The organism is Pseudomonas sp. S2_H01 (genome assembly GCF_054668305.1).
Genome location: NZ_CP162756.1, coordinates 4920417 through 4934137, shown reverse-complemented (window position 1 = coordinate 4934137; position 13721 = coordinate 4920417). Strand labels below are relative to the sequence as shown.

The window sequence follows — 13721 nt, the reverse complement described above, 5'->3', positions numbered from 1 at the left end:
TAGGGGGCGCATTTTGCACACGGAGAGTGAGTTGAAGACGGCTCAAATATGTCATTGAGCCATCACTCCATCAATAGCCTGAGACTACCTTTTGTCCGAATTCGATACAGTGAGTGCATTGGATCCAATGCCTGCTGTCCAGGCATTGATCAGGTCGCGGAGCGAATCAGAAGAACGAATAGGAGTAGTTGAAGATCAGTCGAGTCTGGTCCTGATCAGCAATGCTGGTGCCGCCACCCCGGTACGTACCATGACGCAGTGTCGTGCCGAAGCCCTTCAAGGGACCTTGTGCCACAACGTAGTCGACCCGCATGTCGGTTTCCCACTCGTGGGTATCCGGTCCGCTGCCGTTGACGGCCTTGGCGTCCACGCCGCTCAGGTAGCCAATCGAAGCCTTCAGGCCAGGCGCACCCAGGCTTGCGAAATCATAGGTGTATTGACCGAACGTCGTGTTCTCACCCGCACGACCAAAGTTGCCGACCACGGCGTCGGTGAAGGAGTAGAACGAAGCGCCCCCCTCGCCTTCGTTGCGACCACGGCTGTCGGTGACGTTCGCCTGGTTCAACCAGACAAACCCGCCGTTATCCGACACACGCTGCTGACCCAGCATCAGGCTGTGGCTGCCCAAGGTGTAGGTGAACATGGCAATGGCCGTGTCGTTATCCACTTCGCCCGGTGTTTTCGCGTATCCGCCGTTGTTGTTGAACCGGTAGCCAGCCTGACCGTTCGCACCGTCCGCGTAGCTCTTGAAGTAGCGCAGATCCGTTTTGAAACTTTGGCCTTCGCCCAGTGGCTGGACATGGATCAGGCCGAAAAAGTGTTGGGAGTAATAGTCCTGGAGGTTGGCGTAGTAGTACTGCAGGGTCAGGTTTTTGCTGGCTTTCCAGTCGCCCCCCGCAAACCTGAACGTGTTGCTGTCCTGGGTGCCGCCCGCCACCGACAGGCCTTGGCTGTTAGTCGACGCCCGGCCCCTGGCGCGCTCGATCTGCCCGCCCGTGAGGGTCAGGTTGTCGATTTCTTTCGAGGTGAACATCGCCCCGCCATAGGTCTGCTGCATCAGTCGGCTGTCGGACGCTATCAGGATGGGCAGGTTCGGCGTCAGCGAGTTGCCTAAACGAAACTCGGTCTTCGAAATGCGCGCTTTGGCCGTGGCGCCGAGGCTGCTCCACTCATGCTGGGCGGAACCGTCACTGTCGCTGGGTGCGAAGGTATTGGTGTCCGGGTGGTGGCCTTTGCCGCCATCCAGATGAATACCGGTCAGGCTCAGCACGTCAACGCCGAAACCGACCGTGCCTTCGGTAAAGCCGGAAACGTAATCCAGCCTGAACGCCTGCGCCCATTCCCGTTGGTCCGCACCGCCTTCACGGTTATCAGCGTCGTAATAAAAGTTGCGCATTCCCAGTGTCAGTTTGCTGTCTTCGATGAAGGCGGCATGGGCCATGGGCACCGTTCCAAGTACAGAACCGGCAAGCAGGTAGTTGAGGGAAGTGCTGATGTGTTTAATCACGCTTATTGTCACTCTTATCGTGTGGTGCCGGGAGCAGATGAATTATTTTTTTGAGAGGGGCTCGTGCTTTCTACATGCCCTTGTGACGAACTTCCGCGGACTCTGTCATCCCCAACAGCGATGAATGAAAGGCCTGCACAGGCGCCCGCACGCAGGTTAAGTCTTTGATGAACCTGCACCTATACGCGTGAAGGACAAAGACTTTGTTCAAAACACCCGATCATCATGACACCCAAACTTATTACATGGGGTATCGACTGAAACAACGCGAAAGGGGATAAAACAGTGCCCGCCCGCTCGCTAAACTTTCGCTGGGAAGTATGGATTCGGCAGGTGATTGAAAACGGCACACAGCCTCGTCCGTGCAAGGGGCACGGACAGACCATTGCCCGATGTTATAGGGAGTTCACTCTTCTTCCAGCACGTCGTAGGAGTATCGGTTTCTTCCCGCACTCTTGGCCTTGTACATCGCATGGTCGGCATGCTGAATCAGCGCGCCGATGTCGTCACCGTCACGGGGGAACAGACTCACGCCCATGCTGGCGTGGATCTGCACGCGGTGTCCGTCGATGAACAAGGGCAACTGGAAACACTGGTGCAGCTTTTCCAGCAACGTGACGATTTTCTGCGGGTCGGTGACGTCGCTGAAGAAAATCACGAACTCATCGCCTCCCAGGCGCGCAACGCAATCGGCATTGTCGCTCGCCGACGTCAGCAGCTTGGCCACGGCCTGCAACACCAAATCGCCGAAACGGTGGCCGTATTGGTCATTCATCTCTTTGAAGTGATCCAGGTCGACAAACAGCAAGGCCATCTTCTTGCCGCTCTCCCGGGCGGACACCAGCGCCTGCTCAAGACGCTCAAAGCACAGGCGGCGGTTCGGCAGTTCGGTCAGCGGATCGTGTCGCGCCAGGTGTTCGAACGCCGCGCGGCTGCAGGTCAGGTCATCAAGCTGGGTGAGAATCTCATGCTTCATCGCGTGGAATCGATGCGCCAATACGCCCAGTTCGTCGTCTCTGGGTGGCAGTACGCTGATTTTTCTTTCGCGGGAAAACAGCTCGACGGCGTCGGTCATGCTGCGCAGCGGTCGTATCAAGGCGCGCGACGCAATGAACGCCGCCAGCAACGCCAATGCGCTGAACAGCAGGGCAATCTGCGCGATGTTGGTTCGGGCACGGGAAGCCTGAGCGAGTACATGGCTTTGCGGTTGTCCCAGCCCAAGCACCACGAACGGTTCGGAGGCATCGTTATGGGAAAGCCGGACGAATGCCGCCACCAAACGGTCCTGCTGCCCTTGTTCGACGCTGCGACTGATCAAATTGCTGGAACCGGTTTCTGTGAGAAGGCGCGAGACTTCCGGGAACTCGTCCTGCAGAAACAACCGGCGGCCCTGATCGAAACCGAAGGTGCGCCGATGGTCCGGGTGGATCAGCAAGTCGCCCCAGCGGTTGCTCAGGTACACCTGATATTCCTTGGGTAAATCGCTTTGCAACTGGCTGAACAACTGATCGAGGTCAACGTTGATCACCAACAGCGCGAACACCTTGCCGGTTTCGTCCGCCACGGGCGTCGAGACGTGCAGCGTCGGCTTGCCCAGGCCCGAGTGCGCGCCCTGTTCGTGATTGATGACGATCGGAGAGATCCGTACTTCACCCGGCGCCAGTCGCAATGTCTCGAACACGTAGGCGTAGTGTCCCTTTTCCTGCAGATCGTCGCCCTCGACCCTGACGATGCTCGGCCCGTCACGGTCCTGCCGGACCAGCTCCAGCCCATGGTTCGTGGCGCTGATCAGGCGGATCTGCATGTAGTCGGGATGCGCCAGCAACATCGCGCGAAACACTTGAGCCAGATCGTCTTGCGCGTGGCTGAGTTCGCCCGGGTCTTTGATCTGCCCTAATTCGTGCACTTGCGGCCCATTGGTCAACACGGCGGCATCCAGAGAGATCGTGCGCAGGCTGCCGTGCAAATTACGCCCCAGCACTTGCACCGACGTCAGCAAATCACGCTCGGCCGCGTGCAACAGCATCTCGCGACTGCTGCTGTAGATGTAGTAACCGGCCAGGCCTGTCGGCAGCATGCCGAACAGGGCCATCAGGCAAGCCAGCTTGAAGGCGATGCCGAACCTCATCATTGTTCCCTCAATGGCGGGCGTTCTCCGGAAACGATGCGCTGCCACAGCATTGCGCGACGCTCGTCGTCCTCCACCGGACGCAGCCATATCAGACGGCTTGAAGGGCTGGCATCCTTGGGCTCCTGCAGGGTGTTGGAGAGATCCTGTCGATCGGTCAATGCCCGACTGACCTCAGGCTCGAGCATGTAGTTGATCCAGAGACTGGCGAGAGCAGGATCCCGCGCACCCCGACTGATGGCCCAGCAATCGAGCCAGGCCAGCGCACCCTCTCGTGGCACTACATAGCCTACATCCACCCCGGCATCGCGCAGTTGCCTGAGCTGCTGACGACCGTAATTGGCGAAGATCAGCGCCACCGAATGGGTGCGGAACAGCTCAGCCGCCTCTTCGGGCAACGAATAGAAGGTCAGGACATTGCGCCGCAAGGCGATCAGCTTGTCGGCCACCTTCAGGAAATCGGCCGCTCGGATCTGAAACGGATCACCGCCCAGCGCGAGACTCGCCAGCGAAAAGTTATGGTTGCCGGTATTGAATGCCAACACTCGCCCTTGAAACCTGGGGTCCCACATGGCGTCGATCGACTCCGGCGGCTGACTGAATTGCTTGCGATCATAAATCAGCCCCATGTCGGACCATGCATAGGGAACGGCATAAATCTGGCCGTCGACGACAATGTCGGGGATGCGCGAATAGTCACGGAAACGCGGGAGCTGGCGCGCCGTGTTCGCGATGCGTTCGGGGTGCAGGGGCTGCAGCAGACCTTGGTTCACATAATTGTGGATTTCGGCGGTATTGGCAGCGATGACGTCAAAATCGCTGCCCTGATTGTCCGCCAGCTTGCTGCGCAGCACTTCATCACTGCCAACCAGCGTCACCTCGACCTTGACCTTGTAACGCTTTTCAAAAACCGCGACCAGGTCACCGTCGGCGTAACCGGGCCATGCCAGAACACGCAATGTCTGTTCAGCGCCGCTCGCCTGAAACGCGGCGAACAAACAACCAATCATCAACCAAAATGGGCACAGGTATTTCATGGACGATGCCCGGAACCGGTAATCACGCCACTATACATATGGCAATGTGCCGTTGCTTGGCAACCTGCTTGCGCAAACCAAGCCTGCGGTCGGAAACGTGACGCGCGACGCGCGACGCGCGCACCGATGATGCGACCTGCGAAGACGCGCCGCCCCACGTACGATCCGCTAGAATCGTCGCTCAAACCATAAAGGAGCGTGGGGCCGTGCAGATTTCAGGCGCAATACCGTTGATTCGTATTTTTCCGAAGAAAAGGCCAGGGAGTTCTATGTCGACTTTTTGGGTTTCAGCATCGAATGGGAGCACCGGTTCGAGGACGATTTACCGCTTTATGCGCAGATCCGTCGGGGCAATCTGGTGATTCACCTCACCGGCCACCATGGCGACGCCACGCCGGGCTCCACGCTGTTCATCCCCATGACGGGCATTGAAACCCTGCACGCCGAGCTGAACGCCAAGCGCTATGCCCACGCCCGCCCCGGCATCAAGCACGAAGGCTGGGGCAACGTCATGGAAATCGCCGACCCGTTCGGCAACCGCCTTCGTTTCTGTGAACTTGCCCCTGACTGAAGGCCACACCGGCGACTGGGTCGAGCCCCCGCATTCCCCCGCCAAGTGGCGTGCACCGTGGGCTGTGCTAGCGTTTGAGAGCCGCCACTCTCATGCGAGCCCCCGCCATGGACGAAACCATCGTTAACCTCACCACCGAGAAATTCAATGCGCTCCTGGCAGTAGTGCAGCTGTACGGTGCTGCTTTTGCAGTCAAAATCCTCTCCGCCATTGCCTTCTGGATCGTAGGTCGCTGGCTGATCGGCGTTGCCGTCAGCATGGTGCAGCGAGCCTTGGGCAAGCAAAAGGTCGACCCGACCGTCTTGCGTTATGTTGGGTCGGCCATCACCGTGACGCTGAACATCATTCTGGTGATCGGCATTCTCGGTTACCTCGGCATGCAGACCACCACGTTCGCCGCGCTGCTCGCCGCAGTGGGTCTGGCGATCGGTATGGCCTGGTCCGGGTTGCTGGCCAACCTTGCAGCAGGCGCGTTCATCATTGTCCTGCGTCCATTCAAGGTCGGTGATTTCATTTGCGCCGGAGGTGTCACGGGAACGGTCACGGAAATCGGCCTGTTCGCCACCGCCATCAATACACCTGACAACGTGCTGACCCTGGTCGGCAACAACAAGATCTTCAGCGACAACATCCAGAACTTCACCCACAACCCGTTCCGTCGCGTCGAACTCAAGGCCCAGCTCTCGGGCAGCGCGGACTGGAAAGCCGCAGCCGCGTTGCTCAAGGAGAAGATCGCCACACTCCCCAACGTGCTCGCCGCTCCCCCGGTGGATGTGGAAATCCTGGAGTTCAACCTGGTCGGACCGGTGCTGGCCGTAAGGCCCTACTGCCACAATGAGCATTACTGGCAGGTGTACTTCGACACCAACCGCACGATCAAGGATGCATTGGGAGAGGCCGGATTCCCCGCGCCCATGCCGGCACAGACCGTTATCCTGCAACAAGCGGCAGCGGGTTAAGCCGCTGTGAAACCACCGAGGGGCTGCGACGATCTGACGGCACGCGCAGCCACCCGGTTTTTTCAATGCTGACCGTGACACCGCCCACCGACCACCACTGAACTACTTGCTGCTCGCCTTGATTTTTTCGAACGATTGATGAAGGTCCGACGCCCAGCCATCCAGCACCCCTTTGGCATCGGCAACCGTCATCGTCGACTGACTGTTCTCCAGATTCTTGCCGGCGCCTTTTCGGACAACTTGAGCGACCACCTTGTTGGTGTCGGCATCCAGAAAAGCAACTTCCGTTGCAATCGTGGTTTCCTGATCGCGCCCTCCCGCAGCGGTATTGACGGCCGCAGCCACCAAGGCAATGGGCAAGACTTCGTACGGTTTAAACCCTTCTGCCTTGCTGCCGACGGCTGTGATGGCGGGACGAACGACAAGCGTGCCCGGGCCAGGCGCACTGGCCAGCGGCAATGACTTGCCAATTTCGCGTTTTAACGCCTGATCAAAGTATTGAGTAATGCCCTGCAAGGTCCCTTGAGGGATCTGCGCCGTGGGTTGGGGTTTGGGGTAAAGCTGGCTGGGCTCGATGTAAACGCTGGTGAACTTCGAGACTTTGACGTCAGGATCGATCCAGCGCATGACAGCCACGCCACTTGCGGATTTATCCTCTTTCAGATGACTGTAGTCCTTCAGAAAACCGGAGTATTCCTCAGGCGGCGTGGCAGTCGACGCGCACCCGGCCAGGATAAGCGTTGTCATGCACACTGAGTGAGCGATTAGCGATAACTTCATTAGGCAGCTCCTTGACGTTGCGTGGCGGATCCATGAACCAAAGCAACCACGGGCCCGCGGCAGATGGCGCGGATGTCCGTTGTTTTGAGCAAAGATAGTTATAGTTGAGGATTTCAGGAGAGATGGATCAAGGGGCCGTTATTTTTGGACGGTTGAATATTTTCGGGCGGTGCAGGCGAAACAGGCTCGACGTGCTATTACGTATTAACGCCTCTCAAAACAGCTCATAACCCGATAGCATTAACCGGGTACGGCGGGTGAGTAATATCGTTTCAACTCGCACGTGCTTGATTAACCGTTTTGCATTCACCGCAGTCTTTTGAAGTCAGGTTAAACCCGACAAAGGCGACTCCGCTGTTCCTGTGCGAATAGTGCGCCTCGGGTGATGGCAGAGCAGCGCTCAACCCGCATTGAAACAGGAGTTTCAACATGAGCACTCAACCGCTTCATCCCGCCACTGCCTCCCGGCTATTGCTCGACGTGCTGATCCGCGCGGGCCTGATCGTGTTGCTGGCACTGTTCTGTTTCGATATCTTCCGCCCGTTCCTGAGCCTGGTGCTGTGGTCGCTGATCCTGGCGATCACCCTCTACCCCTTGAACCAACGGCTCGCCACCCGAATGGGCAACCGCTCGGGGTACGCCGCCGTCGTATTGGTGATCATCGGACTTGCGTGCCTGATCGGGCCGTTGAGCTTGCTCGGAGCTTCGATTGCAGGCTCGGTCGAGTCCGGGGTCAAGGCGTTTGAAGCCGGTCAACTCGACATCCCAGCACCACCCGCCAGTGTCGAGAACTGGCCGTTGATCGGTGATTCCCTGTACGCCGTCTGGTTGCACGCGTCCGAGGACCTGAGTTGGGCGATCCATCAACTCATGCCACACCTCAAGGGCTGGAGCACCGTTGCCTTGCATCAGGCCGCCGGAATCGGCGCAGGCATTGTGATGTTCGTTTTCGCCTTGATCGTGGCTGGCATCATCATGGCTCACGGCGCGAGCGGTCATCGCACCGCCCTCGCCATCACCTCGCGGATCTTTACCCCCGCTCGTGGCCCTCAGGTGGCGACGCTGTGCACCGCGACCATACGCGCAGTGGCGCAGGGCGTGGTCGGCATCGCCTTTATTCAGATGCTGTTGCTGGGCATCGGCTTCGTGCTGATGGGCATCCCGCTGGCAGGCGTTCTGGCATTGATCGCGCTGCTGCTGGGGATCATCCAGCTGCCGATGCTGATCCTCACCATTCCCGTCGTGATCTACGCTTTTGCCCACTTCGGCAGCAGCGCGGGCACCATTGTTTTCGCGATCTGGAGCATCCTCGCCGGGCTTGCCGACAACGTCCTCAAACCCCTGTTGCTGGGGCGCGGCGTGGCGGTGCCAATGCCTGTCGTGCTGATTGGCGCCCTGGGCGGCATGATCAGCAACGGCATCATTGGCCTGTTCATCGGCCCGGTGATCCTGGCGGTGGGTTACGAGCTGTTCATCAGTTGGGTCCATCAACCCGCGCTGCCCGCCGATCAGCCACGCGTGGCCGATGAGATCGTGCCTGAGCTGCTGCCCGGAGACTGAAGTCCAGCGGTAGATCACAGGCCATTGCCCGCTCTTCACAGTCGCTTTGAGTCAGCGCAACAGAGCGTGGACATTCACCACCTGACTCCGTAATGTGCGCTGTTTTTCAGAATCTCAACGTCGAGTGCCGTCATGAACCGCCAAAAAAAGATCAAGCAGCTCTTGAAGGCACACGCCAAAAAGGCGAGCGCCAAGCTCGCCCCGAAGAAAGAGAAATACATCAGCAAGGCGGACCGTTTGAAGCTTGCCGCTGAAACCGACCAAGACGCGACGACCACGGCGCAAGGCTGATCAAGACCGCGCCGCTCTTTGCCGCACCAGCCCCAGGATTTTGCGTCGCTGCGCAAGTTTCTGGGGTTGGGGTGGACGCTCTGACAGGACGCTGTTTGTCGGCTGAACGCCCGGCCACGTAGCGCTAGTGCAACTTTTTACGGTTTCTGATTTCATTACGAACACAGGAATGATTGTCAAAAAGCCAGCACAGGAATGAGCGATGCGTGATCGGGGGCTGCTCTGGAAAGACTGACTCAAGAAGAGCTGGAGACCGAAGTCATTCGTCTCCACGCCGCGTTGGACACGACGGCACAACGCGAAGAGCGGTTCCGGACCATTCTGGAAACGATCGAGGCCGCGTTCGCCATCGTTCAGGTCAAGTACGACGCTGACGATCGCCCTATCGATTACCGCTTCGTCGAGGCCAACCCGGCCTTTGAAAGGCAGGCCGGGGTCAACCTTCGAGGCAAATGGGTCACCGAATTTGCGCCTGATCTGGAGGACTTCTGGTTCCAGACTTACGGCCACGTTGCCAAGACCGGTGAACCCGCCAATTTCGAGAATTACGCCAGTCACTTCGAGCGCTGGTTCGACGTGAAAGCCATTCAGGTCGGCAATCCGGCGGACCGGCAGATCGCGATCTTCTTCAGTGACGTCACCGAGCGGCGGGCCGCGCAAGAGCGTCTTCGGATCAGCGAGGCGCTGGCGCGGGAAAACGTCGAGCGTGTGCAACTGGCCCTCGCGGCCGGCGCAATCATTGGCACCTGGCACTGGGATCTGCCCACTGATCGTTTCACCGTGGACAAGGCCTTCGCCCAGGCGTTTGGCCTGGACCCGGCATTGGGCCGCGAAGGTCTGAGCCTTGAACAAGTGATCGCCACTGTTCACCCCGAGGACAGAGACCCTCTGAAAACCGCCATTACCGAGGCGATCGGTCGCGGCGGTGCATACGCTCACCAATACCGGGTTCGGCGTGCTGACGGTCGTTATTACTGGATTGAAGCCAACGGCCGCGTTGAGCACGCTGACGACGGCACCCCGCTGCGTTTTCCCGGCGTGCTGATCGACGTGGAAGAACGTCGCTCCGTCGAGCGCGAACGCGACCGTGCCACCGCCGCGCTGCGCGCCCTCAATGACACGCTTGAACAACGCGTCGTCGAACGCACCGCCGACCTGATGCAGGCGGAAGAAAAGCTGCGTCAGTCGCAGAAAATGGAAGCAGTGGGTCAGCTGACCGGCGGCATTGCCCACGACTTCAATAACCTGCTGGCCGGTATCTCCGGCTCTCTCGAGTTGATCAACCAACGGATCGACCAAGGCCGGCTGGAAGAAGTCGACAAGTACATGCACGCCGCGCAAGCCGCGACCCGCCGTGCCGCCGCACTCACCCACCGACTGCTCGCCTTCTCGCGCCGCCAGACGCTCGACCCCCGGCCGACCGACGTGAACACGCTCATGGTCGGCATCACCGAAATGGTCCAACGCACGGTCGGCCCCGGGATCTCTGTCGAGACCGTGGGTGCGCACGCTCTGTGGCCAACGCTGGTCGACGCCGGGCAACTGGAAAATGCGCTCTTGAACCTGTGCATCAATGCCCGGGATGCCATGCCCGAAGGCGGAAGCATCACGATAAAGACGGCGAATAAGCGAATCAAAGGTGAATTCGCCGCTGCACTCGATCTGCCTGCAGGCGAGTACGTGTCCCTGTCGGTCACCGATACGGGCACCGGCATGTCGCCGGACATCATCGCCAAGGCGTTCGACCCCTTCTTCACCACCAAACCCATTGGCCAGGGCACCGGCCTGGGTTTGTCCATGATCTACGGGTTCGCAAAACAGTCAGGCGGACAAGTCCGCGCCTACTCGACCGTCGGCGAAGGCACTACCATGTGCATCTACCTGCCTCGCTACGAGGGCGAGGCCGTCACCGACGACCTCGACACCCGCCATTTGCATGGCCCTTGCGCCGCTGCCAGCGAAACCATTCTGGTGGTCGATGACGAACCCACGGTGCGCATGTTGCTCACCGACGTTTTGGCAGAACTCGGTTACACCGTGATAGAGGCGCCAGACAGCGCCGCCGGATTGAGGATTTTGCAGTCCGATGCACACATCGACCTGTTGATTACCGACGTCGGCTTGCCGGGCGGCATGAACGGGCGGCAGATGGCCGATGCAGGACGAGAAACCCGACCGGATCTCAAAACGCTGTTCATCACCGGCTACGCCGAGACCGCTGCGATCGGCAACGACCCGCTCGGCGTGGGCATGTGGGTGCTGACCAAACCGTTCGGGGTCGATGCACTCACGTCTCGCGTACGGGAGCTGATGAGCAGTCAGGCTTAGCCCGCAAGGTCCATGACCATTTCATGCCACGCCATCCCGCCGTGCTCGGACGGTGATGGCTGAACATAGCGATAGCCCATGCGCGTGTACAAGGGTACGTGCTGCGCCTTGCACATCAGGTGGAGGGTCTGCTTGTTCGAGTCCTTCATGCGTTGCACGAACTCGCGCATCAGCAGTGTCGAGTAGCCTTTGCCTTGCGAGGCGGGTTCGACCACCACCGACATGATCACTACGTTCGGCGCATCGGCCGAATGCCCCACCAGTTCCTTGAAGTCTTCATCCGACATCACGACCTCGTGGGCACACCCGCTATTGATGAAACCGACCATGTGCCCGGCCTCTTCCAGGATCAAAAAACCTTGCGGGTACTGGTCGATCCTCGTGGCGATCTTTTCCAGCGTGGCGGCTTCGTCACCCTCGTAGGCACTGGACTCAATCTCGAAGCAGCGCGGGGCGTCCGCGGCGGTGGGGAGGCGAAAGCTAAGGGTGGACATGGGTGTTCCTGGCTCCTGAAACGTTGAACGGCATTGTGCAATTGCGCTAACGCTAACGAAGACGCCACACGGATACAACCGCCGTGCAGATGACGACCCACGTGATGCCATAACGAAAAAGGTGAACGGCTCACTTCTTTCGAAATGAACCGTTCACCTTTTCGCCTGCACCGGTTTGCGCAACAGGCGCGCTGTTACAGGTCGGTGATTTCCTTATGACGCGGCACCAGGGCCTTCATCACGGTCCAGGCCACCAGGTAGGCCAACGCGCAGATGGCAAACATGATCATGTAGCCGGTGTGAATGTCGTTGATCGATTTGTAGTAGTCGAACACCCAACCGCCGATCTTGGTCATGACCACGCCACCGAAACCACCGGCCATGCCGCCGATGCCCACGACCGAGGCAATGGTTTTCTGCGGGAACATGTCAGACACGGTGGTGAAGATGTTGCACGACCAGGCCTGGTGCGCCGAAGCGCCGATGCCGATCAACAGCACCGGTACCCAGAAACTGATGTAGCCCAATGGCTGCGCGAGCAGCACCAGCAGCGGGAACAGCGCAATCACGAACATGGCTTTCATGCGGCCGTCGTACGGCTTGTCGCCACGGGCCATGAAGTAGCTGGGGAACCAGCCGCCACCGATGCTGCCGAACATGGTCATGCTGTACAGCACGAACAGCGGGATCACGATGGCCTGGCCTTTCATGCCGTACTGCGCCGACAAGTAGGTCGGCAGCCAGAACAGGAAGAACCACCACACACCGTCCGTCATGAACTTGCCGAACGCAAAGGCCCAGGTCTGGCGATAGGTCAGCAGCTTGAACCACGACACTTTTTTCTCGCCAACGCTCGACGCAGGCCGGGCAGCAGCGTCGGCGGTCTCATCACTGCGGATATAGGCCAGCTCTTCTGTGGTCAGGCGCTTCTGCTGCTCAGGCTTCTCGTACAGCGCCATCCAGACCGCCAGCCAGACAAAGCCCAGCAAGCCAATCACGATGAAGGCCCACTCCCAACCCCAGACGCTGGCAATCAGCGGCACACAGATGGGCGCGGTGATCGCACCGACGTTGGCGCCGGAGTTGAAGATACCGGTCGCAAACGAACGCTCTTTCTTGGGGAAGTATTCAGCGGTCGCCTTGATTGCGATCGGAAAGTTACCGGCTTCGCCGATCGCCAACACCGCGCGCGACAGCATGAAGCCCGCGATCGACACCGGAATGACTGCCAGGCCTAACGCCCCGCACACAGAGGCGATGCCCTCCCCCAGCGGCACCGAAAACGCGTGCATGACCGCGCCGGTCGACCAGATGCCGATAGCCACGATGTAAGCAGTTTTGGTACCGATTTTGTCGACCACGCGACCGGCAAAGATCATGGCGATCGCGTAGACGAACTGGAACACCGAGGCGATGTTGGCGTAGTCGGTGTTGCTCCAGCCAAATTGCGTCGAGAGATCCGGTGCCAGCAGGCTGAGCACCTGACGATCCAGGTAGTTGACGGTGGTAGCGAAAAAAAGCAGCGCACAGATCGTCCAGCGGTATTTGCCGACGGCCTTACTGATGACGGCAGACTGACTGACGCTTTGCGGATGAGTGGACTCGTTCAGGTTCATGGCATCACTTTATTGTTTGGATTCGGGTGATGATCTCTCGACAGTATCGTGAGAGCGCACGCGTACGGACTTCAGGCGTTGTGGCCTGATTCAAGACGTGTGAAGTGGACTAAGAGGTGGTAGGCGGGACGTTGACGTCTGCCGAGGACACGCGACGAACTGCCGGGATCGAGTCGTTGGGTGCAGCATGGAGCGAGATGAGTGAGCAAGTCGATTTCATGAGGGAGGCCGACACTGTTTTTTATAGTTGGGCGTGATCAGTATTGATCATCTGTCGTCGTACAACGATCCTTATATCGAGTCCATGCTCTTGCTGTCAATCGGGAAAAACGTCGAGACTCAGGCAGCATGTTCCCGGCCAAACCCCCACGAAGCCTAAAAACAGGGCGAGATACGGCGAGGCCTGATGACCATATGATGTCCGTCCCACCCTATCCGATGAATACCGTT

General features: G+C 59.1%; 11 protein-coding genes. 5 read left to right on the top strand and 6 right to left on the bottom strand.

Annotated features, from left to right (window positions below):
- Positions 1-166: 166 nt before the first annotated feature.
- From AB4N84_RS21990 to AB4N84_RS21980, 3 genes are all read right to left on the bottom strand, one after another.
- Entirely contained in the window at positions 167-1441 is a 1275-nt protein-coding gene (locus AB4N84_RS21990) for an OprD family outer membrane porin (RefSeq protein ID WP_460047096.1), read from the bottom strand.
- Positions 1442-1913: 472 nt separating this feature from the next.
- A complete protein-coding gene (locus AB4N84_RS21985; RefSeq protein ID WP_460043162.1) occupies positions 1914-3638 on the bottom strand; it encodes a diguanylate cyclase domain-containing protein in 1725 nt (574 codons plus the stop codon).
- On the bottom strand, positions 3635-4633 hold the full coding sequence (locus AB4N84_RS21980) for an ABC transporter substrate-binding protein (RefSeq protein WP_460043161.1): 999 nt from the start codon (positions 4631-4633) through the stop codon (positions 3635-3637). The genes AB4N84_RS21985 and AB4N84_RS21980 overlap by 4 nt, the downstream gene beginning before the upstream one ends.
- 319 nt (positions 4634-4952) lie before the next feature.
- Here AB4N84_RS21980 and AB4N84_RS21975 point away from each other — a divergent pair, with 319 nt between their 5' ends.
- Both AB4N84_RS21975 and AB4N84_RS21970 read left to right on the top strand, forming a co-directional pair.
- The gene (locus tag AB4N84_RS21975) at positions 4953-5243 is read left to right on the top strand and encodes a glyoxalase superfamily protein (protein ID WP_460043160.1); all 291 of its coding nucleotides are present in this window, start codon (positions 4953-4955) and stop codon (positions 5241-5243) included.
- 107 nt (positions 5244-5350) lie between these two features.
- Positions 5351-6202, top strand: a complete 852-nt coding sequence (locus AB4N84_RS21970) for a mechanosensitive ion channel family protein (protein ID WP_460043158.1) — start codon at positions 5351-5353, stop codon at positions 6200-6202.
- 102 nt (positions 6203-6304) lie between these two features.
- On the opposite strand, the gene AB4N84_RS21965 is transcribed toward AB4N84_RS21970, so the two are convergent.
- On the bottom strand, positions 6305-6982 hold the full coding sequence (locus AB4N84_RS21965; protein WP_460043157.1) for a DUF3313 domain-containing protein: 678 nt from the start codon (positions 6980-6982) through the stop codon (positions 6305-6307).
- 429 nt (positions 6983-7411) lie between these two features.
- Here AB4N84_RS21965 and AB4N84_RS21960 point away from each other — a divergent pair, with 429 nt between their 5' ends.
- The 3 genes from AB4N84_RS21960 to AB4N84_RS21950 all read left to right on the top strand — a co-directional run bounded on the left by AB4N84_RS21960 (position 7412) and on the right by AB4N84_RS21950 (position 11161).
- The gene (locus AB4N84_RS21960; protein WP_460043156.1) at positions 7412-8542 is read left to right on the top strand and encodes an AI-2E family transporter; all 1131 of its coding nucleotides are present in this window, start codon (positions 7412-7414) and stop codon (positions 8540-8542) included.
- A gap of 132 nt (positions 8543-8674) precedes the next feature.
- Positions 8675-8833, top strand: a complete 159-nt coding sequence (locus AB4N84_RS21955) for a DUF2986 domain-containing protein (protein ID WP_074749621.1) — start codon at positions 8675-8677, stop codon at positions 8831-8833.
- Positions 8834-9055: 222 nt separating this feature from the next.
- Entirely contained in the window at positions 9056-11161 is a 2106-nt protein-coding gene (locus AB4N84_RS21950; protein WP_460047095.1) for an ATP-binding protein, read from the top strand.
- Here the strand turns inward: AB4N84_RS21950 and AB4N84_RS21945 are convergent.
- Both AB4N84_RS21945 and AB4N84_RS21940 read right to left on the bottom strand, forming a co-directional pair.
- Positions 11158-11655: a GNAT family N-acetyltransferase gene (locus AB4N84_RS21945; protein ID WP_074749619.1), complete on the bottom strand. Its 498-nt coding sequence runs from the start codon at positions 11653-11655 to the stop codon at positions 11158-11160. The genes AB4N84_RS21950 and AB4N84_RS21945 overlap by 4 nt on opposite strands.
- Before the next feature lie 194 nt (positions 11656-11849).
- Positions 11850-13271, bottom strand: a complete 1422-nt coding sequence (locus AB4N84_RS21940) for an MFS transporter (protein ID WP_460043155.1) — start codon at positions 13269-13271, stop codon at positions 11850-11852.
- Between the last annotated feature and the right edge of the window lie 450 nt (positions 13272-13721).

What these genes read in the sequence shown, in the direction of transcription:
- AB4N84_RS21940 (WP_460043155.1), bottom strand. Translation starts at nt 13,271, where the DNA reads ATGAACCTGAACGAGTCCACTCATCCGCAAAGCGTCAGTCAGTCTGCC.
- AB4N84_RS21970 (WP_460043158.1), top strand. Translation starts at nt 5,351, where the DNA reads ATGGACGAAACCATCGTTAACCTCACCACCGAGAAATTCAATGCGCTC.
- AB4N84_RS21965 (WP_460043157.1), bottom strand. Translation starts at nt 6,982, where the DNA reads ATGAAGTTATCGCTAATCGCTCACTCAGTGTGCATGACAACGCTTATC.
- AB4N84_RS21955 (WP_074749621.1), top strand. Translation starts at nt 8,675, where the DNA reads ATGAACCGCCAAAAAAAGATCAAGCAGCTCTTGAAGGCACACGCCAAA.
- AB4N84_RS21960 (WP_460043156.1), top strand. Translation starts at nt 7,412, where the DNA reads ATGAGCACTCAACCGCTTCATCCCGCCACTGCCTCCCGGCTATTGCTC.
- AB4N84_RS21985 (WP_460043162.1), bottom strand. Translation starts at nt 3,638, where the DNA reads ATGATGAGGTTCGGCATCGCCTTCAAGCTGGCTTGCCTGATGGCCCTG.
- AB4N84_RS21990 (WP_460047096.1), bottom strand. Translation starts at nt 1,441, where the DNA reads ATGGCCCATGCCGCCTTCATCGAAGACAGCAAACTGACACTGGGAATG.
- AB4N84_RS21945 (WP_074749619.1), bottom strand. Translation starts at nt 11,655, where the DNA reads ATGTCCACCCTTAGCTTTCGCCTCCCCACCGCCGCGGACGCCCCGCGC.